24 protein-coding genes are annotated in these 21,191 nt (G+C 69.6%); 9 read left to right on the top strand and 15 right to left on the bottom strand.

Translation table 11 applies throughout. The features are described from left to right. Positions 1-88 precede the first annotated feature (88 nt). The 5 genes from urtE to urtA form a co-directional block, all read right to left on the bottom strand. Positions 89-778, bottom strand: a complete 690-nt coding sequence (gene urtE, locus OG884_RS27000; RefSeq protein ID WP_326637425.1) for an urea ABC transporter ATP-binding subunit UrtE — start codon at positions 776-778, stop codon at positions 89-91. Further along, positions 756-1,514, bottom strand: a complete 759-nt coding sequence (urtD, locus tag OG884_RS26995; RefSeq protein WP_326637424.1) for an urea ABC transporter ATP-binding protein UrtD — start codon at positions 1,512-1,514, stop codon at positions 756-758. The genes urtE and urtD overlap by 23 nt, the downstream gene beginning before the upstream one ends. Then, positions 1,511-2,620, bottom strand: coding sequence for an urea ABC transporter permease subunit UrtC (urtC, locus tag OG884_RS26990; RefSeq protein ID WP_326637422.1), 1,110 nt, complete (start codon positions 2,618-2,620; stop codon positions 1,511-1,513). The genes urtD and urtC overlap by 4 nt, the downstream gene beginning before the upstream one ends. After that, the gene (urtB, locus tag OG884_RS26985) at positions 2,617-3,483 is read right to left on the bottom strand and encodes an urea ABC transporter permease subunit UrtB (RefSeq protein WP_326637420.1); all 867 of its coding nucleotides are present in this window, start codon (positions 3,481-3,483) and stop codon (positions 2,617-2,619) included. The genes urtC and urtB overlap by 4 nt, the downstream gene beginning before the upstream one ends. 119 nt (positions 3,484-3,602) lie before the next feature. Further along, a complete protein-coding gene (urtA, locus tag OG884_RS26980) occupies positions 3,603-4,838 on the bottom strand; it encodes an urea ABC transporter substrate-binding protein (RefSeq protein WP_326637418.1) in 1,236 nt (411 codons plus the stop codon). A 330-nt stretch (positions 4,839-5,168) separates the two neighbouring features. On the opposite strand from urtA, the gene OG884_RS26975 reads away from it, so the two are divergent. The 6 genes from OG884_RS26975 (at position 5,169) to OG884_RS26950 (ending at position 9,738) form a co-directional block, all read left to right on the top strand. Continuing rightward, positions 5,169-5,471 (top strand): urease subunit gamma, encoded by a 303-nt coding sequence (locus OG884_RS26975; RefSeq protein WP_326637416.1) that lies wholly within the window; start codon positions 5,169-5,171, stop codon positions 5,469-5,471. Between the two features lie 22 nt (positions 5,472-5,493). Then, positions 5,494-5,820, top strand: a complete 327-nt coding sequence (locus OG884_RS26970) for an urease subunit beta (RefSeq protein ID WP_326637415.1) — start codon at positions 5,494-5,496, stop codon at positions 5,818-5,820. Beyond that, positions 5,810-7,525 (top strand): urease subunit alpha, encoded by a 1,716-nt coding sequence (locus OG884_RS26965; protein WP_326637413.1) that lies wholly within the window; start codon positions 5,810-5,812, stop codon positions 7,523-7,525. Before OG884_RS26970 ends, OG884_RS26965 begins: the two co-directional genes overlap by 11 nt. 29 nt (positions 7,526-7,554) lie before the next feature. Then, entirely contained in the window at positions 7,555-8,232 is a 678-nt protein-coding gene (locus tag OG884_RS26960; protein WP_326637411.1) for an urease accessory protein UreF, read from the top strand. Between the two features lie 27 nt (positions 8,233-8,259). Beyond that, positions 8,260-8,928 (top strand): urease accessory protein UreG, encoded by a 669-nt coding sequence (gene ureG, locus OG884_RS26955; RefSeq protein WP_326637410.1) that lies wholly within the window; start codon positions 8,260-8,262, stop codon positions 8,926-8,928. Between the two features lie 93 nt (positions 8,929-9,021). After that, positions 9,022-9,738, top strand: coding sequence for an urease accessory protein UreD (locus tag OG884_RS26950; protein WP_326637409.1), 717 nt, complete (start codon positions 9,022-9,024; stop codon positions 9,736-9,738). Positions 9,739-9,874: 136 nt separating this feature from the next. Here the strand turns inward: OG884_RS26950 and era are convergent, their stop codons facing one another. From era to OG884_RS26915, 7 genes are all read right to left on the bottom strand, one after another. Then, positions 9,875-10,795: a GTPase Era gene (gene era / locus OG884_RS26945; RefSeq protein ID WP_326637407.1), complete on the bottom strand. Its 921-nt coding sequence runs from the start codon at positions 10,793-10,795 to the stop codon at positions 9,875-9,877. Between the two features lie 17 nt (positions 10,796-10,812). Next, positions 10,813-11,145 carry a cytidine deaminase gene (locus tag OG884_RS26940; protein ID WP_326637405.1) on the bottom strand — a complete coding sequence of 111 codons (333 nt, stop codon included), beginning with the start codon at positions 11,143-11,145 and terminating at the stop codon, positions 10,813-10,815. Positions 11,146-11,226: 81 nt separating this feature from the next. Then, complete coding sequence (locus OG884_RS26935; RefSeq protein WP_326637403.1) at positions 11,227-11,787, bottom strand: hypothetical protein; 561 nt, start codon at positions 11,785-11,787, stop codon at positions 11,227-11,229. A gap of 434 nt (positions 11,788-12,221) precedes the next feature. Continuing rightward, the gene (locus tag OG884_RS26930; protein ID WP_326637401.1) at positions 12,222-13,523 is read right to left on the bottom strand and encodes a hemolysin family protein; all 1,302 of its coding nucleotides are present in this window, start codon (positions 13,521-13,523) and stop codon (positions 12,222-12,224) included. Then, positions 13,520-14,002 carry an rRNA maturation RNase YbeY gene (gene ybeY, locus OG884_RS26925; protein WP_326637399.1) on the bottom strand — a complete coding sequence of 161 codons (483 nt, stop codon included), beginning with the start codon at positions 14,000-14,002 and terminating at the stop codon, positions 13,520-13,522. The genes OG884_RS26930 and ybeY overlap by 4 nt, the downstream gene beginning before the upstream one ends. An 84-nt stretch (positions 14,003-14,086) precedes the next feature. Then, positions 14,087-15,151 (bottom strand): PhoH family protein, encoded by a 1,065-nt coding sequence (locus tag OG884_RS26920; RefSeq protein ID WP_326637397.1) that lies wholly within the window; start codon positions 15,149-15,151, stop codon positions 14,087-14,089. Positions 15,152-15,243: 92 nt separating this feature from the next. Next, positions 15,244-15,594, bottom strand: coding sequence for a histidine triad nucleotide-binding protein (locus OG884_RS26915; protein ID WP_326647007.1), 351 nt, complete (start codon positions 15,592-15,594; stop codon positions 15,244-15,246). 283 nt (positions 15,595-15,877) lie between these two features. On the opposite strand from OG884_RS26915, the gene OG884_RS26910 reads away from it, so the two are divergent. Continuing rightward, positions 15,878-16,357, top strand: coding sequence for a SigE family RNA polymerase sigma factor (locus OG884_RS26910; RefSeq protein WP_043655278.1), 480 nt, complete (start codon positions 15,878-15,880; stop codon positions 16,355-16,357). Then, positions 16,354-17,049, top strand: coding sequence for a hypothetical protein (locus OG884_RS26905; protein WP_326637395.1), 696 nt, complete (start codon positions 16,354-16,356; stop codon positions 17,047-17,049). Before OG884_RS26910 ends, OG884_RS26905 begins: the two co-directional genes overlap by 4 nt. A gap of 192 nt (positions 17,050-17,241) precedes the next feature. On the opposite strand, the gene OG884_RS26900 is transcribed toward OG884_RS26905, so the two are convergent. The 3 genes from OG884_RS26900 to hrcA form a co-directional block, all read right to left on the bottom strand. Further along, the gene (locus tag OG884_RS26900) at positions 17,242-17,973 is read right to left on the bottom strand and encodes a 16S rRNA (uracil(1498)-N(3))-methyltransferase (protein WP_326637393.1); all 732 of its coding nucleotides are present in this window, start codon (positions 17,971-17,973) and stop codon (positions 17,242-17,244) included. A 111-nt stretch (positions 17,974-18,084) separates the two neighbouring features. Beyond that, complete coding sequence (gene dnaJ, locus OG884_RS26895; protein WP_326637392.1) at positions 18,085-19,221, bottom strand: molecular chaperone DnaJ; 1,137 nt, start codon at positions 19,219-19,221, stop codon at positions 18,085-18,087. Between the two features lie 14 nt (positions 19,222-19,235). Beyond that, on the bottom strand, positions 19,236-20,249 hold the full coding sequence (hrcA, locus tag OG884_RS26890) for a heat-inducible transcriptional repressor HrcA (RefSeq protein ID WP_326647003.1): 1,014 nt from the start codon (positions 20,247-20,249) through the stop codon (positions 19,236-19,238). Between the two features lie 183 nt (positions 20,250-20,432). Here hrcA and OG884_RS26885 point away from each other — a divergent pair, with 183 nt between their 5' ends. Continuing rightward, entirely contained in the window at positions 20,433-21,173 is a 741-nt protein-coding gene (locus tag OG884_RS26885; protein ID WP_326637390.1) for a hypothetical protein, read from the top strand. Positions 21,174-21,191 lie beyond the last annotated feature (18 nt).

The raw sequence follows: 21,191 nt of genomic DNA, 5'->3' as shown, positions 1-21,191 counted from the left end.
TGGGTAGGTTATGTCGCCATCGCCCACAGTGGGAGGTTCTTCATCAAGAAGAGATCAAGCACGACCTTCTTGATATGGATAGTCCGTTTCATACAGCGAGAAGGCGGTGAATCTCCTCCCCGTGTAATTCCTCCACCGCCCCCGAGTGGACGACGTGCCCGGCGTCGAGGATGAGGAAACGGTCGGCGAGGCGGAGCGCCAGGTCCAGATACTGCTCGACCAGCAGGAGCGACAGGCCGGAGGCGTGCAGCCGCTCGATCGCCTCCTCGATCTCGATGATGATCGAGGGCTGGATGCCCTCGGTGGGCTCGTCCAGGATGAGCAGCCTGGGCCGGGTGACGAGTGCGCGGGCGATCGCGAGCTGCTGCTGCTGCCCGCCGGACAGGAATCCGGCACGCCGCTTGAGCAGCGGCTTCAGGCGGGGGAAGGTCTCCAGCGCCTCCTCCAGCGCCTCCTGCGGGCCGCCTGCGGCCTCCAGCGTGACCTGCAGGTTGGCGAGCACGCTGAGCTGGGGGAAGGTCTCGTGTCCCTGGGGGACGTACGCCATGCCGAGCCGCACCCGCTCGTGCGGCGGCAGGCGCGTCACGTCGCGGCCCTCGAAGACGACCGAACCCGCGGTGGCGGGCAGCACGCCCATCACGGTGTTGAGCAGGGTGGTCTTGCCCACCCCGTTGCGGCCCATCACACACACCAGTTGCCCTGGCTCCACTTTCAGGGAGACCCCGAACAGCACGCGGGCTCTGCCGTACCCGGCGTCAAGATCCTGTACTGACAGCATCGTCGCGCTTCCTTCCGAGATAGACCTCCTGCACGCGCGGGTCGTCGCGGACCTGGTCCACCGAGCCTTCGATCAGCACCTTGCCCTCGTGCAGGACGGTGACCTGCGAGGCGTACCTGCGCAGGAACTCCATGTCATGTTCGATCACGATCACCGTGTGGTCGTTGGCCACGGACGTCAGGAGCTCGCCGGTCCGTTCCCGCTCGTCCTTCGACATCCCGGCCACCGGCTCGTCCAGCAGGAGCAGCTTGGGGTTCTGGGTGAGCAGCATGCCGATCTCCAGCCACTGCCGCTGCCCGTGGGAGAGCACCCCCGCGGGCCGGTCCGCCAGCTCCCGCAGACCTGTGGTCTCCAGCGCGTCGGCGACGGCCTCGGAGATCCCGCGCCTGCGCCGGGCCAGCGACCAGAGCGGGCGCCGGAAGGAGGCCGCCAGGTCGAGGTTCTCCAGGACCGTGAGCTCCTCGAAGACCACGGAGGTCTGGAAGGTGCGCCCGACACCGAGCCTGACGATGTTGTGCTCGCGCAGGCCGACCAGGTTACGGCCGTCGAAGACGACCTCACCGGTGGTGGGGCGGGTGAGGCCGGTGATGACGTCGATGAGCGTGGTCTTCCCCGCGCCGTTGGGCCCGATCAGGAAGCGCAGCTCCCCCTCCTCGACGGTCAGGTCGATGCCGTCGATGGCGCGGAAGCCGTCGAAGACCACCGACAGCCCGCGTACCTCGATGATCGGACTCATCGGACCTCCTCCATGACTCTCCTGCCGGGGGCGTCGTCCGTGGGCGGGGGTTCCGGGGCCGTGGGGCGCTTCGACCGCCGGGCCAGGGCGTCGCGGGCCGATGCCGCCAGCCCGAGGATCCCCTTGGGGGCCAGGGTCATGACGAGGATGAACAGCGCGCCCTGCAGGTAGAGCCAGCCGTCGGCGAACTGCTCGCTGAAGGACGTCTTGGCGTACCCCATGACGACCGCGCCGAGGATGGCCCCGGCGAGGGCGAACCTGCCGCCGACCGCGACCGCGACGACGAGTTCGAGCGAGGGGACCACCCCCAGCAGCGCGGGAGAGATGATGCCGACCAGCGGTACGAACAGGGCGCCCGCGAGCCCGGCCATGCCGGCGGAGATCGCGAAGACGACGGTCTTGACCCTGGCCGGGTCGTAGCCGAGGAACCTGACGCGGTCCTCGCCGTCCCTGATCGCGACGAGCAGCCGCCCGAAGCGGCTGTTGACCAGCTGGCGGGCACCGAGGTAAAGCAGCCCGGTGACGATCGCGACCACGAAGTAGAGCCCGCGCTGAGTGGAGTCCGCCGCCAGGTCCTGGCCGAACAGGTCGAAGAAGTTGGTCAGGCCGTTGGTGCCGCCGGTCAGGCCCTGCTGTCCGACGAGCAGGATGACGAACGCGGCGGCGAGCGCCTGGGTGAGGATCGCGAAGTACGCGCCGCGCACCCGCTGGCGGAACACCAGCAGGCCCAGCACGGTCGCGATCAGCATCGGCCCGAGTACGACCATGGCCAGCGCGAACACCGGGTTGGCGAACGGTTTCCAGAGCGCGGGCAGCTGTTCGACCCCGCTCCAGACCATGAAGTCGGGCAGGTCTCCCTGGGCGTCCACCAGCTTCAGGTGCATGCCCATCGCGTAGCCGCCGAGCCCGAAGAACACGCCCTGGCCGAGGACGAGCATGCCGCCCTGCCCCCAGGCCAGACCGATGCCCAGGGCGACGATCGCGAAGCAGAGGTACTTGGCCAGCAGGCCGAGGCGGAAGGGTTCCAGCAGCAGTGGTGCGACGACCAGGGCGAGCACGGCCACCGCCGCGAAGAGCGCCGGCCCTCTGAGGCGGGTGAGATTCACGTGAGCGCCCTCGATCGGAGTACGAACAGGCCCTGCGGGCGGAACTGGAGGAAGGCGATGATCGCGGCGAACACGATGACCTTCGCCAGGCTGGCGTCGCTCCAGAACTCGGCGTAGGAGTTGAGCAGGCCGAGGCCGGCGGCGGCGATGACGGCGCCGCGCAGCTGGCCGAGCCCTCCGGCGACGACCACCAGGAAGGCGTCGACGATGTAGTAGGTGCCCAGCGCGGGACCGACGGGGCCGATGAGGGTGAGCGCCACCCCGGCGACTCCGGCCAGCCCTGAGCCGATGAAGAAGGTCCGCTGGTCCACCCGGGCGGTGTTGATGCCGCTGACCGCGGCCAGTTGCCGGTTCTGCATCACGGCCTGCATCCGGCGGCCGGCGCCGGTGCGGTTCATGTAGGCCCAGATGCCGATGACGGTGGCGATGGCGAGACCGAAGATGAACAGCCGGTTGTACGGCAGGGAGGCGATGCCGCCCTGCAACCAGGTGGGCGCCTGGACCTGCACGTTGGGTGCCCCGAACAGGTCGCGGGCGAGCTGCTGGAGCACGAGGCTGACGCCCCAGGTGAGCAGCAGGGTGTCGAGCGGGCGGCCGTAGAAGTGGCGGATCGCGGTCCGTTCCAGGATGAGCCCCATCAGCCCGGCGACCAGGAAGGCGACGGGCAGGGCCACGATCACGGCCATCCGGCCGGTGAGGTCCTGGAGCAGGTAGGCGGTGTACGCCCCGGCCATGATGAACTCGCCGTGGGCCATGTTGATCACGCCCATCTGGCCGAACGTGAACGTCAGGCCGAGGGCGATGAGCAGCAGCACGGCACCGATGGACAGGCCGATCGGGAGCTGGTTGAGAAAGGCCTCCACCGAAGGTCCCCTTCCTACGAGTGTGTGGCTCCGGAGCCGGGCCGCGCCGCGTCGTGGACGCGCCACGGTACTTTCCGCGATCTGGTCACGGCCCGGTCCGGAGCCGGTCTTGAGGGGGATCAGCCGGTGGCCAGGTCACTCGCCCAGGGGTAGCCCTTGAGGTAGGGGTCGGGCTTGATCGGCTTGCCGGAGTTCCAGACCTCCTTGATGAGACCGTCGGGCTGGATCACCCCGATCCTGGCCGTCTTGTACATGTGCTGGTTCTCGCCGTCGATGGTGACGAGGCCCTCGGGACGGTCCAGCGCGATGCCGCCCGCCGCCTTCCTGACGGCCTCGACCTCGACGGTCCCGGCCTTCTTGGCGGCCTCGGCCCAGAGGTAGACGGCGTTGTATCCGGCCTCCATCGGGTCGGAGGTCACCTTGTCCGCGCCGTACTTGGCCTTGAACGCGGCGACGAACTTCTCGTTGGCCGGGTTCTCGGTGGTCTGGTAGTAGTTCCAGGCGACGGGGTGGCCGGCGATGTTGTCGACGCCGATGCCCTTGACCTCCTCCTCGGCGACGCTCACCGACAGCACGGGCATCTTCTCCGCGGTGATCCCGGCGCTGTTGAGCTGCTTGAAGAAGGCGACGTTGCTGTCGCCGTTGAGGGTGTTGAACACGGCGTCCGGCTTGGCCTGGACGACCTTGTTGGTCAGCGTGCTGTACTCGGTGTGGCCGAGCGGGGTGTACTCCTCACCGAGGATCTCCATGTCGTTCGCCGCCGCGTACGCCTTGATGATCTTGTTGGCGGTTCGCGGGAAGACGTAGTCGCTGCCGACCAGGAAGATCTTCTTCTTGCCCTGTTCCTTGAGGTAGTCCAGGCCCGGGATGATCTGCTGGTTGGTGGTGGCACCGGTGTAGAAGATGTACGGCGAGCTCTCCAGGCCCTCGTACTGCACCGGGTACCACAACAGGGCCTTGCTCCGCTCGAAGACCGGCAGCATCGCCTTGCGACTGGCGGAGGTCCACCCGCCGAAGGTGGTGGCGACCTTGTCCTGGCGGATGAGCTTGGTGGCCTTCTCCGCGAAGGTGGGCCAGTCGGACGCGCCGTCCTCCACCACGGGTACCAGCTTCTTGCCGAGCACTCCCCCGGCGGCGTTGATCTCCTCGATGGCGAGCAGTTCGGCGTCCCTGACGGTCACCTCGCTGATGGCCATGGTGCCGCTCAGCGAGTGCAGGATGCCGACCTTGATATCGCCGTCACCGCCACTCGCGGCGGCCGCGTCCTTGTTCGCAGGGGCTTCAGTGCCGCAGGCGGTCAGTGTCGCGGTCAGCGCCGCGACGGCCACCACGGAGCACCATGCTGTCTTCCTCAATGAACTTTCCTCCTTGCCGGTACGGCCCCCGCACCGATCTATCTGCCGCCAAGGTGACTGAGTGAGATTTCCCGTCTAGTTCGCGATTGTTAATTGCGGTTTACCGGAATATCACCGCCGTGACAGGACGCGGCGCCGCGGATAACCGCCGCCCACTTATCCAGATAAATCGACAAATTTCGTGGTACCAGCGTCAGAACGCCTCGGCAGACCCACGAGAAAGGGGCGCCGATGGACGGCTCTCCCCTCTCACACACCTCACGTCACCTGGAAACCCGCATGACATCGACGTGCAACGTCGCCGAAACCATCGGTTCCTATGGTCCGGGAATGCGGCTCACACCACACGAGCAGGAACGCCTGCTCATCCACGTCGCCGCCGGTCTCGCTCGCGACCGCAGGTCACGGGGCCTCCGGCTCAACCATCCCGAGGCCACCGCGATCATCGCGTCCTTCCTCATGGAGGGGGCCAGGGACGGACGGACCGTCGCCGAGTTGATGGAGGCGGGGCGCGAGGTGCTCTCCCGCGACGACGTCATGGAAGGGGTGCCCGAGATGCTGTCGTCCGTACAGATCGAGGCGACCTTCCCCGACGGCACCAAGCTCGTCACCGTCCACCAGCCGATCCCGTGAACCCAAGGAGCGGTGAGCGCCGATGACACCCGGCGAGATCCAGTACGGCGACACGCCCATCCCGCTCAACCCGGGCCGCGAGCGCGTCACCGTCCGCGTCGTCAACACCGCGGACCGGCCGATCCAGGTCGGTTCGCACTACCACTTCTCCGCGTGCAACCCCGGCCTGGAGTTCGACCGCCAGGCGGCCTGGGGCACCCGGCTCGACGTCCCCGCGGGTACGGCGGTGCGGTTCGAGCCCGGCGTGGAGCGCGACGTGCCCCTCGTGCCGATCGGCGGGCTGCGGATCGTCCCCGGTCTCCGCCCCGAGTGGGCCGGACCTCTCGACGGGAGCCCCGGTGTTCATTGAACGATCCCGCTACGCCGCGCTCTACGGCCCCACCGCCGGCGACCGGATCAGGCTGGCCGACACCGACCTGCTCATCGAGGTCACCGAGGACCTGTCGATCGGCCCCGCCGGAGCGGGCGACGAGGCGGTCTTCGGCGGCGGCAAGGTGATCAGGGAGTCGATGGGCCAGGCCAGGGCCACCAGGGCCGAGGGCGCGCCCGACCTGGTGATCACCGGCGCGGTGATTCTCGACCACTGGGGAGTGGTCAAGGCGGACATCGGGGTCAGAGACGGCCGCATCATCGCGATCGGCAAGGCCGGAAACCCCGACACCATGGACGGTGTCCATCCCGATCTGGTGATCGGCCCCTCGACCGAGATCCTCGCGGGCAACGGGAAGATCCTGACCGCCGGGGCGATCGACTCCCACGTCCACCTGATCTGCCCGCAGATCCTCGACGAGGCCCTCGCCGCCGGGGTGACGACCATCGTGGGCGGCGGCACCGGACCCGCCGAGGGCACCAAGGCCACCACCGTCACCGGCACCTGGTACCTCGCCCGGATGCTGGAGTCCCTCGACTCCTACCCGATCAACGTCGCGCTGCTCGGCAAGGGCAACACGGTCAGCCGCGAGGGGTTGCTGGAACAGCTCCGCGCCGGGGCCTCCGGTTTCAAGCTGCACGAGGACTGGGGCACCACCCCGGCCGCCATCGACGCCTGCCTGTCGGTGGCCGACGCCACCGGCACCCAGGTCACGATCCACACCGACACCCTCAACGAGGCCGGGTTCGTGGAGTCGACGCTGGCGGCGATCGGCGACCGGATGATCCACGCCTACCACACCGAGGGAGCCGGCGGCGGTCACGCGCCCGACATCATCCGGGTCGCCTCCTACCGCAACATCCTGCCGTCCTCGACCAACCCGACCCGCCCGCACACCGTCAACACGCTCGACGAGCACCTCGACATGCTGATGGTCTGCCACCACCTCAACCCGTCCATCCCCGAGGACCTGGCGTTCGCCGAGTCCCGGATCCGGCCGTCCACGATGGCGGCCGAGGACATCCTGCACGACATGGGCGCGATCTCGATGATCGGCTCGGACTCGCAGGCGATGGGCCGGGTGGGCGAGACGATCATCCGAACCTGGCAGACCGCGCACGTGATGAAGCGCCGGCGGGGGGCTCTGCCGGGCGACGGCCCCGCCGACAACCTCCGGGCTCGACGCTACGTCGCCAAATACACGATCTGCCCGGCGGTGGCCCACGGCCTGGACGGCGAGGTCGGCTCGGTGGAGACCGGCAAGCTGGCCGACCTGGTCCTGTGGGACCCGGCCTTCTTTGGTGTCAAACCGGACCTGGTGGTCAAGGGCGGTGTCATCGCCTACGCCCAGATGGGCGACGCGAACGCCTCCATCCCGACCCCGCAGCCGGTCATGCCGCGCCCGATGTTCGGTGCCGCCCCGGTCACCGCCGCCGCCACATCCGTCCACTTCGTCGCCCCGATGGCGATCGAGGACGGTCTCGCCGACCGGCTGGCCGTACGCAGGCGCCTGCTGCCGGTGGCCGACGTCCGCCGCAGAGGCAAGGAGAGCATGCCGCTCAACGACGCCATGCCCAGGATCGACGTCGACCCCGACACCTTCGCGGTCAGCGTCGACGGCGACCTGATCGAACCCGCCCCCGCCGAGAGCCTGCCCATGACCCAGCGCTACTTCCTGTTCTGATCTCCTGCCCGGCCGAAGGGAGGCCTCGGATGAACGCCGCGCTGCTACTGCTGGCCGACTCCCGGCTGCCCGCCGGGGGGCACGGTCACTCCGGTGGTGCCGAGGAGGCGGTCAGGATCGGCGCGATCCACGACCTTGTCGGCCTGGCCGCCTTCCTGCGGGGCCGCCTGGCCACCGCGGGCCTGGTGACGGCCGCCCTCGCCGCCGCGGCCTGCGATCTCGGCACGTCTCCCCCCGTGGAGACGTGCCGTTCGGAGTGGACGCGGCTGGACGCGGAGGCCGACGCCAGGATCTCCTCTCCCGCCCAGCGGGAGGCGAGCCGCACCCAGGGCAGGCTGCTGCTGCGGACCTCGCGGAGGATCTGGCCCTCCCCGGTGCTCGACACGCTGGCCGGGGCCCTGCCCCAGGGTGCCCACCACCCCCTCGCGCTCGGCGCGGTGGCGGCCTCGGCGGGGTGCTCCCCCGCCGAGGCCGCCCTCGCGGCGGCCTACACCTCCGTCACCGGACCCGCCACGGCGGCGGTACGGCTGCTCGGCCTCGACCCCGTCGCCGTCCACCGACTGCTCGCCGATCTCGCCCCGGCCCTGGAAAGGGTCGCGGCCACCGTCCCCGCCGACTGGGAGGCGCTGCCCGCACATGCCTCCCCCGCGCTCGACCTGCTCGCCGAACACCATATTCGTGCAGATCTGAGGCTTTTCGTCTCCTGACGGCCACCTGAAAGGACGGTGACCCACGTGGGCGCCAACCACGACGACCACCACCACGCGGCCGACCCGCACGGCCGGGCGTTACGCCTGGGCATCGGAGGCCCCGTCGGCAGCGGCAAGACCGCGCTGACCGCGGCACTGTGCCGGACACTGGGCCCGTTCATGCGCCTGGGCGTGGTCACCAACGACATCTACACCACCGAGGACGCCGACTTCCTGCGCAGGGCGGGCGTGCTCGCCCCGGAGCGGATCGTCGCCGTGCAGACCGGCTGCTGCCCGCACACCGCCATCCGGGACGACATCGCGGCCAACCTCGACGCGGTGGAGACCCTGGAGGAGCGGTTCGGCCCGCTCGACCTGGTGATCGTGGAGAGCGGCGGGGACAACCTCACCGCCACCTTCAGCAGGGGGCTGGCCGATCGGCAGATCTTCGTGCTGGACGTGTCGGGCGGCGACAAGGTCCCGCGCAAGGGGGGCCCCGGCGTGACGACGGCCGACCTGCTCGTGATCAACAAGACCGATCTGGCCCCGATGGTCGGTGCGGACCTCACGGTCATGTCACGCGACGCGGCGGCCGTACGGGACGGCAAACCCGTACTTTTCACCTCGATCAGGGAGGATCCAAGCGCGTACGCGGTCTCCGACTGGGTCACCGGGCTCGTCGAGTCCTGGGCCTACGAGCACTCCCACGCCTGACCCATGCCCCTCACCAACCCGGCTCCCGCCCCCGCCGGTGCTCCGGCGCCGGCGGGGTCCGTCCGACGGCCGCAGCGGGCAGGACGACGGTCGATGAAAGCGCGGGCGGCCATCGCCACCCGGCGGGACGCGGCCGGCCGGACCATCCTCGCCACGATGCGTTCCGACCCACCGCTCACGCTGCGGGCGACCGCGCCCGGCCGGGTGCATCTGGTGTCCACCGCGGCGGGTCCGCTGGGCGGCGACGACCTGGCCCTCGACATCGAGGTGGCGCCGGGAACCGCGCTGGAGGTGCGGTCGGTCGCGAGCACGCTGGTGCTGCCCGGTTCCACGGGGGCCGAATCGCTGATGACGATCACGGCGCGGGTCGGGGCGGGGGCCTCGCTCAGGTTCGCACCGGAACCGACGGTGCTCGCGGCGGGCTGCCTGCACCGTATGGTCGTCCGGCTCGACCTGGCCGAGGACGCGCGGGTGCTCTGGCGCGAGGAGATCGTCTTCGGCCGGTACGGCGAGCGCCCCGGACGCTGCCACTCACGCTTCGACGCCGTTCTCGGCGGGGTCCCACTGCTCCGGCAGGAGTTCGTGACGGGCGACGCGGAGATCGACGGCAGTCCCGCCGTCTACGGCGACGCCCGCTGCGTGGGCAGCACCCTGATCACCGGCCGGGCACCGGAGACGGTGGTCGGGGCGGGCTGGGCCGTCCTGCCCCTGGCCGGACCGGCCACCCTGGTCTCCGCGCTCGGCCGGGACGCCGTCGAGCTGCGGCGACGGCTCGGGCACGGAGAGGAGGCCGTCACCGGCCGCCTCTGAGGGCCACGGCCCGGCTCCCATGGAACAAGACAGCGTCCCGGCCACGGCCCGGCTCCCATGGGCCAGGGCGGCCGTCCCGGCCACGGCCACGGCCCGGCTCCGATGAACCAGGGCGGCCGTCCCGGCCCTGGAACCGTCAGTCGTAGAAACCCAGGCGGCGGAGCTGCTTGGGGTCGCGCTGCCAGTCCTTGGCGACGCTGATGCGCAGGTCGAGGTAGACGCGGGTGCCCAGCAGCGCCTCGATCTGCCCGCGGGCCCGGCTGCCGACGTCCTTGAGCCGGGAGCCCTTGTGCCCGATCACGATGGCCTTCTGGGACGGACGCTCGACGAACATGTGAGCGTAGATGTCGAGGAGGTCGTCACGACCCTCCCTCGGCAGCATCTCGTCGACGACCACCGCGATCGAATGCGGCAGCTCGTCGCGAACCCCTTCCAGGGCCGCCTCCCGGATCAGCTCACCGACCAGCACCTGCTCGGGCTCATCGGTGAGCTGTCCTCCCTCGTACAGCGGCGGGCTCACCGGCAGGCGCTGGACCAGCACGTCGGCCAGCACGTCGAGCTGCTCGCCCGACTGCGCGGAGACCGGCACGATGTCATCGAACTCGGCAAGCTGGGAGATCGCGAGCAGCTGCGCGGCGATCTGCTCGCGGGTCGCCAGGTCGCACTTGGTCACCACGGCGACCACCGGGGTCTTCTTGATGCCCGCGAGCTTCTCGGCGATGAACCGGTCGCCCTTGCCGATGGACTCGTTGGCGGGCACGCAGAAGCCGATCACGTCGACCTCGGTGAGGGTGGAGAGCACCAGGCTGTCCAGCCGCTCGCCCAGGAGCGTGCGGGGCCGGTGCAGACCCGGCGTGTCGACGATGACGAGCTGGGAGTCGGGGCGGTGCACGATGCCGCGGATGGCCCGGCGGGTCGTCTGGGGCTTGGAGGAGGTGATCGCCACCTTCGTGCCGACCAACGCGTTCATCAGCGTGGACTTGCCGACGTTGGGCCGGCCGACGAAGCAGGCGAAACCGGCATGGAAATCAGCAGCTGAGGAACTCACGTCAACCATTGTCGCCGATGCCGGACTCAGCTCTGACGCGGTGTCCCGTCAGGGCCGGCCACGAGCAGGGTCCCACCGCCCAGATCGCGGACCGTCCGCGTGTCGGCGTCGGAGGGTCCCTCACCGGCGGTGACCAGCGCGGCGGCCTCCAGCGACTCCGCTCCACCGGACACCGCCATCGCCACGGCGACCTGGATCGCCGACAGGGTCAGCGACGGCAACGCCACGTTGGTCGCCGAGTAGGTCCGGCCGGTCTCGTCCCGTACGGCCGCGCCCTCGACGGCACCGTTGCGTGCACGGGCGGAACGGGCCAGCACGATGATCTTCTTGTCCTCGGGGTCGAGGCTCGCGTCACTCACAGCACAAGGGTATTCAGCTTCCCGCGTCCAGGACGACACCGGTGCGGCCCCGGCACCAAAACGACACGGCTGCCGCCTCGCTCAGGCGGAGACCTCGTCGACCAGCAGGCGGGCGAGCTCCCGGGTGCGCTCGGTGTCGACGTCCCTGACACCGGCGTGCACCAGCGAGATCAGGGTGTGGCCGCTGAGGGCGAACACCAGGTGCATCTCGTACGGATATCCGTTCAACCTGCCGTTCAGCCGCCTGGCCTGCACCTCGCCGCCGACCTCGTCCAGGTCCAGGGGGGAGACCCGAAGAGCGGTGCCGCGGCCCGCCAGTTGGGCGCGTGCGACCGGACAGCCGCTCAGCGCCGTTGTGAGCTCGTTGAAGTGAAGCTCGGCGTCGTCACCGTGGTAGGAGGCCAGGCCGAACCCGGCCAGCTCCCCGACCCCGTCCCCCTGGTAGGTCACGGCCGCCCGCGCCCCCAGCGCACGCTGCGGCGGCCTGCCTCCGGCGGCGTCGAGAACGAGCCGGCAGTCCTCGTTCACGGGCTGGAACGGGGCGCGCCAGCCGTCACGCGGGCGGGCCGAGAACCCCTCAGGCAGCGCCCGTGCCTCGTTGAGCAACCCCCGCAGCCGGTTCAGCTCCGCGGTGCCGTCCATGGCGTCGCCGGCCCCCGCCCCGCTTCCACAGCCGGCCGCCCCGCCCACCATAAGTCCACATAACACTGTAAAAACGACAATATTTATCCCTCGCGTCATGACCATCCCCCCGATGTCATGTGCGAGGCGTCTCGTCCTCGCCGACTCGCTTTCTTCCCCGTCGGCAAAAGCGGCAATCATTAAGAAACGCCTAAGGGTGCCCTCAACCGTATTTCACGGTCGAGAACACCCTCAAGCGAGTAACACAGGACAGCCTCCAGCCCTGCGTGACTCTTCTCCCCCACGGGGCCGACCCCTCGCGCCGCGAACCCCTCCGGACGCCGGGGATCCTCCCCACCGACTCCCGCGCGACCAGGTGCCGTGAGAGAAGCATCACCCGCACCACTTGCAGGGCGCTTGCGGACGACTTGGGACGAATCCACCACCCGAGCCCGTCACTGATCGGCGGAGGCCGAGACCGAGTCAGACTCCGCGGAGGCGATCCTGGTGACGAGGACCGTGCCGATCCGGTTGCGGCGCCCGGCGAGGCTCTCGGCCGTCAGGCTGAGCCCCTCCACCACCGCCTGGGAGCCGGCGATCGGCACCCGGCCCAGCGCGTGCGCCAGCAGCCCTCCGACGGTCTCGACGTCGTCGACCTCCAACTCGATGCCGAACAGGTCTTCCAGATCGTCCACCGGGAGCCTGGCGGTCACCCGGACCGCACCGCCCTCCAGCGGCTCCACCCTGGGGACCTCCTGGTCGTACTCGTCGGTGATCTCACCGACGATCTCCTCCAGGATGTCCTCGATGGTGACCAGGCCGGCCGTGCCACCGTACTCGTCGATGACGATGGCCTGGTGGATCTGGCGGGCCTGCATCTCGCGCAGCAGCTGGTCGATCGGCTTGCTCTCCGGCACGTAGGTGGCCGGACGCATGATGGACTCCACCGGCTCGGCGCGCCCGTCGTCACCGGTGTCCTGCACCCGGCGCGCGATGTCCTTGAGATAGGCGATGCCGATGACGTCGTCCTCGTTCTCACCGACCACGGGGATCCGCGAGAAGCCGCTGCGCAGGGCGAGCGACAGGGCCTGGCTCAGCGTCTTGCCCCGCTCGATGAACACCATGTCGGTACGGGGCACCATGACCTCGCGGACCAGGGTGTCGCCGAGCTCGAAGACCGAGTGGATCATCTCCCGCTCGTCCGGCTCGATGACCCTGCGTTCCTCGGCCAGGTCGACCAGGTCGCGCAGCTCGGCCTCGGAGGTGAACGGGCCCTCGCGGAAGCCCTTGCCGGGCGTCACCGCGTTGCCCAGCAGGATGAGCAGCTTGGGCAGGGGTCCGAAGATCCGGGTCAGGCCGTACACCAGGGGCGCGCTGGCGAGCGCGATCGGCTCGGCGTGCTGACGGCCCAGCGTGCGCGGGGAGACCCCGACGATCACATAGCTGACGACGATCATGACCGCCGCCGCGGCGGCGTAGGCCCGGCCCTGGTCGCCGAGCCAGTCGATGAAGAGCAGCGTGCCGATCACCGTGGCGACCAGCTCGCAGCTCAGCCGGAGCAGGAGCAGCAGGTTCAGGTAGCGCGGCGGATCGGCGACGATGGCCTGCAGGCGCACCGCTCCCCGACGGCCGTCGCGGACGAACTCCTCCGCGCGAACCCTTGAGATGCGGGTCAGGGCCGTCTCCGCGCTGGCGATCAACCCACCGACCACAACGAGGACGACAGCGGAGAACAACCACCCGTTGGCAAGGTTCACCGCTGGGGGCGCACCTCCCGCCACGATTCCAGAAGCTCGCCCTGAAGGCCGAACATCTCCTTGTGCTCCTCGGGTTCGGCGTGATCGAAGCCGAGCAGGTGGAGGATGCCGTGCGTGCACAGCAGCTCCAGCTCCGCCTCGGTGCTGTGCCCCGCCTCGGCGGCCTGCTTGGCCGCCACCTGCGGGCAGAGCACCACGTCACCGAGGAGTGCCGGGTCGGTGGGCGTGTCGCCCTCCTGCCGGGCTCCCGCGCCGGGACCGGGCCGCAGCTCGTCCATCGGGAAGGCGAGCACGTCCGTGGGGCCCGGCTCGCCCATCCACTGCTCGTGCAGCGCCGACATGGCCTCTTCGTCGACGACCAGGATCGACAGCTCGGCGAGCGGGTTGATGCCCATCCGCTCCAGCACGTGCCCGGCCAGCGAGACGATGAGCCCCTCGTCGATCTCGACACCGGACTCGTTGTTGACCTCAACGCTCATGGGTCACCCCCTGCTTCTCACGTGCCGCGCGACCGGCTCGTGCCCCGCGACCGGCTCGTGCCCCGCGCCGGAGTCGCTCCGCGCTCATGTTCTCTCCCGGGGACGCTGCTTGACCACGCCCTTGATCTGCTGCGGCGCGCTCTGGCGCTGCCTCTCGTCATAGCGCCCGTACGCGTCCACGATGTCGCCCACCAGCTTGTGGCGCACCACGTCGTCGCTGGTCAGACGGCTGAAGTGGATGTCAGAGATGCCTTCGAGGATGCCCTGGACGACCCTGAGACCGCTCTGCGTGCCGTTCGGCAGGTCGACCTGGGTGACGTCGCCGGTGACGACGATCTTCGAGTTGAACCCCAGCCGCGTCAGGAACATCTTCATCTGCTCCGGCGAGGTGTTCTGCGCCTCGTCCAGGATGATGTAGGCGTCGTTGAGCGTGCGGCCCCGCATGTAGGCGAGGGGTGCCACCTCGATCGTGCCCGCGGCCATCAGCCGGGGGATCGACTCGGGATCGAGCATGTCGTGCAGCGCGTCGTAGAGTGGGCGCAGGTAAGGGTCGATCTTCTCGTAGAGCGTTCCCGGCAGGAAGCCCAGCCGCTCGCCCGCCTCAACCGCGGGGCGGGTGAGGATGATCCGGTTGACCTTCTTCTCCTGGAGGGCCTTCACGGCCTTCGCCATGGCGAGATAGGTCTTGCCCGTGCCGGCCGGGCCGATGCCGAAGACGACGGTGAACTTGTCGATCGCGTCGACGTAACGCTTCTGGTTCACGGTCTTCGGGCGGATGGTCCGGCCCCGCGAGGAGATGATGTCCAGGGAGAGCACCTCGGCGGGACGGTCGGAGGTCATCCGCAACATGGCGATGCTGCGCTCGACCGCGTCGGCCGTGAGCTGCGCGCCTCCGCGGACGAGTTCGGACATCTCCTCGAAGAGCCGCACCACGGTGCTGCTCTCCTCCGGGCTGCCGGTGACGGTGATCTCGTTGCCCCGGACGTGGATGTCGGCGCGGAAGGCGCCCTCGATGACACGCAACAGCTCATCGCGCGAGCCCAGCAGGCTGACCATCGACTGATCGTCCGGAATCACCACCTTCGCCTGAGTCCGGCTGGCACCCCTGGACCTCGGCGACATTCTGCTGGAATCGTTTGTCTCGGACATGAGCTGGCCTTACGGCCTGTTCGCCTCCAGATATAGGCGCGGAACTTCAACGCCATCGTATCCGTGATCGACGGGATCGCGCCTACCGGTTTTCAGCCGGGCGGCCACTTCAGACCGCGCCCCCCGATCACGTGTCCGTGCACGTGGAAGACGGTCTGACCGGCCTCGGGTCCGGTGTTGAACACCAGCCGGTAGCCCGATTCCGCGACTCCCTCCTGCCTGGCGACCGCGTGCGCGGTCTTGAGCACCTCGTCGGCCAGTCCCTGGTCGGCGGCCGCCAGTGCCGCGGCGTCCCGGTGGTGCTCCCTGGTGACCACCAGCACGTGGGTCGGCGCCTGGGGGTTGACGTCACGGAAGGCCAGCGTGCGATCGGTCTCATAGACGATCTCCGCGGGAATCTCGCTGGCCACGATCTTGCAGAACAGGCAGTCGGCTTCGCTCACCATGCGGGCACCTTACCGCTTGAGGACGTTGTGAATCGGTGATGGTTCCCGTCGGCAAACAAAGATCCACCCAGATATGGTGGGTGTGCAAAACTTCAACCAAGACAGCCTTTGCGCATAGCACCATATGGCCGCCTGGCGAGGACACGACTGGGTCATGCCCCTTAATGAACCGGAAGAGCGTAAACCCTCTGGGAAGGCCGAGCGTCCCACTGATGTGATCACCGAGACCCTCGTGGCAGACAGATCGCTCGGGGCGGTGCCCGTCGGGTGGGATGCCGACATGGCCGTTACCGCGCTCTACAGCGCGCACTATCGGTCTCTTGTCCGTCTCGCCGTACTGCTCGTCCGCGATATGGCAACCGCGGAGGAGGTCGTGCAGGACGCGTTCGTCGCCATCCATGGCGCCTGGCGTCGCCTGCGCGACACCGACAAGGCACTGGCCTACCTGCGGCAGTCGGTCGTGAACCGATCACGTTCGGTGCTTCGGCACCGGGCGGTCGTCGAGAAGTACGCGCCCAAGGGCATGCCCGACGCGCCGAGCGCGGAGAACGGGGCGATCGGCGAGTTCGAGCGCTCCGCCGTCATCGAGGCGCTCCGCGGGCTGCCCGCGCGCCAGCGGGAGGCCCTGGTCCTGCGCTACTACGGAGACCTGTCCGAGGCGCAGATCGCCCACGCGATGGGCATCAGCAAAGGCGCGGTCAAGAGCCACACGGCTCGCGGCATGGCCGCCCTACGAACCTCACTGGAGCAACTGTCATGACCGACTCCCCGGATGAGTACGGCGAGCTGCTCCGCCGTGCGCTCAGCGCGGAGGCGAACTCGGTCGTTCCCTCCCCTGACGGGCTGGAGATAATTCGCGCCCGCATCGAGCGACGCGGGTTTCGCTGGCTGACGTGGTGGCGGACCGGAGCCTCCGTCGCCGGCGCGCTCCTCGTCGCGGCGACCGTCGTCATGGTGGTTCCCCAGTTCCGAGAACAGGTGATCCCCCAGGTGAGCACCGGCACGGTCAACTTCACCGAGTCGACGCCTCCTCCGGACGGATCCGCCACCTCAAGACCCCCGGCTCCGCCCCAGCCGTCGTCCGGCCCCGCCCAGCTCCCCACCATCGGCAGGCCGGAGGCAGGCGGCACCACGCTCCCGCCGACGCCCACACCGTCCAGGAGTACGACGCCCAGCACGAAGCCGACCTCCAAGGCGACCTCGGCGCCACCGACTCCCAGTCCGACGCCGACGCCCACCTGCCCCACGCCTCTCGACGATCCACCCGTCGACCCCAACGGGATCTCCAAGCAGTGTGAGGAGGCCGAGGCGACACCCGCACCGACGAGGACGCGGCCCCCGGCTCCCTCGGAGAGCCCGTGCTCGGCCGATGAGTGCGACACGTCGGACGACGTGTCGCCCCCGATGCCGACGGAGGCGAACGTCCCCGCGCCGATCCCGGTCAGCAGCTAGGGCACCGTCCGGCGGATCCTGCCGTGGCGAGGATCTGCAGGGTGGCCTCTCGGCGCGCAGATGGGGGCCTCGGCCTACCGTGGTGGCCGGCGGCAACGCGGCGGGGCGCCGTCCGACCGGCCGCGGCAGACAGAAGACCCAAGGGACCCCAAGGGACCCCAAGGGACAGGGCCAAGGGGCGCCGTCCGGGGATCACCAGCGGCCGCTGCGCGTCTGGAGCACCGCCGCCGCGACGACACCGGCCGTCGAGGTACGCAGCACCGTCGGCCCGAGCAGCGCCGGCACCGCCTTGACCTCGCGGAAGACGGCGATCTCCTCCTGCGACACCCCGCCCTCCGGGCCGACCACCACGACGATGTCGCCGCCCGCGGGGAGCGGAAGGCCGGACAGCGGGGAGGCGGCCTCCTCGTGCAGCACGACGCCGAGCGCCGCCGCCGACAGCAGGGCGGCGACCCCGGCGGTGGAGACGAGCTCCGTCACCTCGGGCAGGCGGAAGCGGCGTGACTGCTTGCCCGCCTCACGCGCCGTGGAGCGCCAGCGGGCCAGCGCCTTGGCCGCGCGCTCGCCCTTCCACTGGGTGACACACCTGGCCGCGGCCCAGGGGACGATCACGTCCACCCCCGCCTCGGTCATCATCTCCACGGCCAGCTCGCCCCGGTCGCCCTTGGGCAGTCCCTGGACCACGACCAGGCGAGGGGACGGCATGGGCACCTCGTGACGGCGCAGTACCTGGACCCGGAGCGAATCCCTGCCCGCCTCGATCACCACGCACTCGGCGACGGAACCCGCCCCGTCTGTCAGGTCAAGCCGCTCCCCGGCCCGCAGCCGCCGTACGGCCGCCGCGTGACGCCCCTCGGGGCCGCCGAAGACGAACTCCGGCCTGACCAGGTCGGCGGGTTCGGCCAGGAAGACCGGAACGGTCATGGGCCGTCGGGGCGGGCCGTATCGTGGCGACACGACCGGGAACGGGCCGCGTTGCCGCGGCGCGGCCAGGAACGGACCGCGCCACGCCCACGCGACCCGGGGCGCTCCGGGTCAGCGGCCATTGAAGGCATCCCGCAGCCGGGAGAAGAAACTCTGCTGCCCGGGGGCGAACTTGCCGGGCGGGCGCTCCTCGCCGCGAAGCCTGGCGAGCTCCTTCAGGAGGTCCTCCTGGACCGTGTCGAGACGGGAGGGGGTCTCCACGTTCACATGGATCAGCAGGTCGCCGCGGCCGGTCTCGTTCAGGCGCTGCACGCCGCGGCCGTAGAGCGGGATCGTCTGCCCCGACTGCGTGCCGGGACGGATGTCCAGATCCTCGGCGCCATCGAGCGTCTCCATGGTCAGGATGGTGCCGAGCGCCGCCGCGGTCATCGGGATCTGCACCGTGCAGTGCAGGTCGTCGCCGCGCCGCTCGAAGATCTCGTGAGGGCGCTCGACGATCTCCAGGAACAGGTCGCCGGGCGGGCCGCCACCCGGGCCGATCTCGCCCTCGCCGGCGAGCTGGATGTGGGTGCCGTCCTCCACCCCGGCCGGGATGCGGACCTTGATGGTCCGCCGGGTGCGGACCCGGCCGTCGCCGGAGCACTCCTGGCAGGGGTGGCGGATGATCGACCCGAAGCCACCGCACTGGGGACAGGGCCGGGAGGTCATCACCTGACCGAGGAAGGAGCGGGTGACCTGGGAGACCTCGCCCCGGCCATGACACATGTCACAGGTGTCGGGGTGGGTGCCGGCGGCGGCGCCGGAGCCCGTGCAGACCTCGCAGACCACCGCGGTGTCGACGACCAGCTCGCGGGTCGTGCCGAAGCCCGACTCCCGCAGGTCGAGCTCGACCCGGATTGTGGCGTTGCGCCCGCGACGGGCGCGCGAGCGGGGGCCGCGGCCACCGCCGCCGGCCGCGCCGAAGAAGGCGTCCATGATGTCGCTGAACGGGAAGCCCGCGCCGAAGCCACCGGCCCCCGCACCACCCGAGGCGAACGGGTCGGCACCCATGTCGTACATCTGCCGCTTGCTGGAGTCGGACAGGACCTCGTAGGCCTGAGTGATCTCCTTGAAGCGCTCCTGAGTCTCAGGGTCGGGGTTGACGTCGGGATGCAGTTCGCGCGCCAGGCGTCGGTACGCCTTCTTGATCTCTTCCGCACTGGCGTCACGGCGCACCCCGAGGGTGCCGTAGTAGTCGCTCTTAGCCACTTTTCGTTGACCTCTTATGATGCAGCCAGGATCTGGCTGACGTAGCGTGCCACCGCGCGCACCGCGCCCATCGTGACCGGGTAGTCCATACGCGTCGGGCCCAGCACACCGAGCCGGGCCAGTTGCTTGTCCCCAGAACCGTATCCGGCGGCGACGATAGACGTGCCCTGGAGTCCGGTGTAGGGGTTCTCCGAGCCGATCCGCACGGTCAGCGCCGACAGGTCGGAGGTCTCACCGAGCAGTCGCATGAGCACGACCTGCTCTTCCAGAGCCTCCAGCACATCGCGGAGCCCGACGGTGAAGTCGGCTCCCGCAAGGTTGGCGGCCCCGGCAAAAACAATCTTTTCATCGTGCCTGTCCACCAGGGACTCCAGCAGCACCGACAGGATCGTGGCCGCGAGCGGCCGGTCCTCTGCGGGCAGCCGCTCAGGCAGGTCGGCGACCTTGTCGGGGACGCTGGTGAGCCCGCACCCGTCGAGGGAGGTGTTGAGCACCGCTCGCAGATGGGCCACACGCTGCTCGTCCGCGACGTCGGGCAGCTCGACGACGCGCTGCTCGACCCGGCCGGTGTTGGTGATGAGCACGAACATCAGCCGGCGCTCGTTCAGCGGCACCAGCTCGACGTGCCGGACCGTCGAATTGGTCAGCGTCGGGTACTGCACCACGGCGACCTGACGGGTGAGCTGGGCAAGCAGCCGCACCGTCCGCATGACGACGTCGTCGATGTCCACCGCACCCGCGAGAAAGCTCTCGATGGCCTTACGTTCCGCGCTCGAGAGGGGTTTCACCTGCGAGAGCCGGTCGACGAAGAGCCGGTAGCCCTTGTCCGTGGGCACCCGGCCGGCGCTGGTGTGAGGCTGGGCGATGTAGCCCTGCTCCTCCAGCACCGCCATGTCGTTGCGGATCGTCGCCGGGGACACCCCCAGACTGTGCCGATCCGCGAGGGCCTTGGAGCCCACCGGCTCGTTGGTGGACACGTAGTCCTCGACGATGGCGCGAAGCACGGCGAGCTTCCGGTCGTCGACCAACGTGGTCACCTCCCTGCCTGCGTTCAAATGGGAAACACGAGGCCTGGCACTCTGTGTTCCCGAGTGCCAAGTGTACGGCCCCCGTGCGGAAGGCGCGATAAGCAAGAGCTGCGGATGATGATGCCAAGCCTTTGGCAAGTCAACTGCTATCGCGCTTCAAGCGGCCCCCTGCACAATTCGTACATGTCCAACGATTTTGGTTCTTTTCCGGGCGACGCCCCCCGCGGCCCCGGTTACGGCTCCCCCCAGCAGCCGTATGGCCAGCAGTCCCACCAGGGCGGCCCCTCCTACGGTTACGCACCTCCCGGCTACGGCGCCCCGCAGGGACCGCCGCCCACCGGGAAGATCAAACCCGGTATCGGGTGGATCGTCGGCGTGTGGCTGCTCGCCCTGCTCAGCATCATCGTCGGCATCGGCGGCTTCGCCGGTGGCGTGCTGGGTGCGGTCAACAGCGCGGCACCGACGAAGACGTTCGCCCCCGGCGAAAACGCGACGGTCACGCTCAACCCGGCGGACAAGCCGGCCATCTACGTCTCCACCAGCGGACCCACCAACTTCGAGTGCACGCTGACGGGTGGCACCGGCACGCCCCGCCTGCAGAAGCCGACCATCCAGCAGACCGTATCGGGCTCCAACGGCGTCGTCTGGGAGATGGGCCTGCAGATCGGCGTGGACCAGGCAGGCGACTACCAGGTCACCTGTACCGCCGACCCCGCGGAGGGCACCACGTTCGGCGTGGGCCGCGAACTCGCCGCCGAATCACTGGTCGGCGGGACGGTCGCCCTGTTCGCAGTGCCCTCCGCCGGGATCCTGCTGGCCATCATCGTGACGATCGTCGTACTGGTGAAGCGGAGCAACGCCCGCAAGCGCCGGGCCGCCGCGTCGGCGGGGCAGTGGGGGCAGCCGGGACCCTACGGCAGGTGACGCCCGCGTTTGCTAGCG

Source organism: Streptosporangium sp. NBC_01755, assembly GCF_035917995.1.
In the GTDB taxonomy this organism is placed as follows: domain Bacteria; phylum Actinomycetota; class Actinomycetes; order Streptosporangiales; family Streptosporangiaceae; genus Streptosporangium.
This window is presented reverse-complemented; position numbering and strand designations above follow the sequence as displayed.

Excerpts from the sequence above, each read along its gene's own strand:
- urtE (WP_326637425.1), bottom strand. The coding sequence starts at position 778 with ATGCTGTCAGTACAGGATCTTGACGCCGGGTACGGCAGAGCCCGCGTG.
- urtD (WP_326637424.1), bottom strand. The coding sequence starts at position 1,514 with ATGAGTCCGATCATCGAGGTACGCGGGCTGTCGGTGGTCTTCGACGGC.
- OG884_RS26975 (WP_326637416.1), top strand. The coding sequence starts at position 5,169 with ATGCGGCTCACACCACACGAGCAGGAACGCCTGCTCATCCACGTCGCC.
- OG884_RS26970 (WP_326637415.1), top strand. The coding sequence starts at position 5,494 with ATGACACCCGGCGAGATCCAGTACGGCGACACGCCCATCCCGCTCAAC.
- OG884_RS26960 (WP_326637411.1), top strand. The coding sequence starts at position 7,555 with ATGAACGCCGCGCTGCTACTGCTGGCCGACTCCCGGCTGCCCGCCGGG.
- OG884_RS26950 (WP_326637409.1), top strand. The coding sequence starts at position 9,022 with ATGAAAGCGCGGGCGGCCATCGCCACCCGGCGGGACGCGGCCGGCCGG.
- era (WP_326637407.1), bottom strand. The coding sequence starts at position 10,795 with ATGGTTGACGTGAGTTCCTCAGCTGCTGATTTCCATGCCGGTTTCGCC.
- OG884_RS26935 (WP_326637403.1), bottom strand. The coding sequence starts at position 11,787 with ATGGACGGCACCGCGGAGCTGAACCGGCTGCGGGGGTTGCTCAACGAG.
- ybeY (WP_326637399.1), bottom strand. The coding sequence starts at position 14,002 with ATGAGCGTTGAGGTCAACAACGAGTCCGGTGTCGAGATCGACGAGGGG.
- OG884_RS26920 (WP_326637397.1), bottom strand. The coding sequence starts at position 15,151 with ATGTCCGAGACAAACGATTCCAGCAGAATGTCGCCGAGGTCCAGGGGT.
- OG884_RS26910 (WP_043655278.1), top strand. The coding sequence starts at position 15,878 with ATGGCCGTTACCGCGCTCTACAGCGCGCACTATCGGTCTCTTGTCCGT.
- OG884_RS26905 (WP_326637395.1), top strand. The coding sequence starts at position 16,354 with ATGACCGACTCCCCGGATGAGTACGGCGAGCTGCTCCGCCGTGCGCTC.
- OG884_RS26900 (WP_326637393.1), bottom strand. The coding sequence starts at position 17,973 with ATGACCGTTCCGGTCTTCCTGGCCGAACCCGCCGACCTGGTCAGGCCG.
- OG884_RS26885 (WP_326637390.1), top strand. The coding sequence starts at position 20,433 with ATGTCCAACGATTTTGGTTCTTTTCCGGGCGACGCCCCCCGCGGCCCC.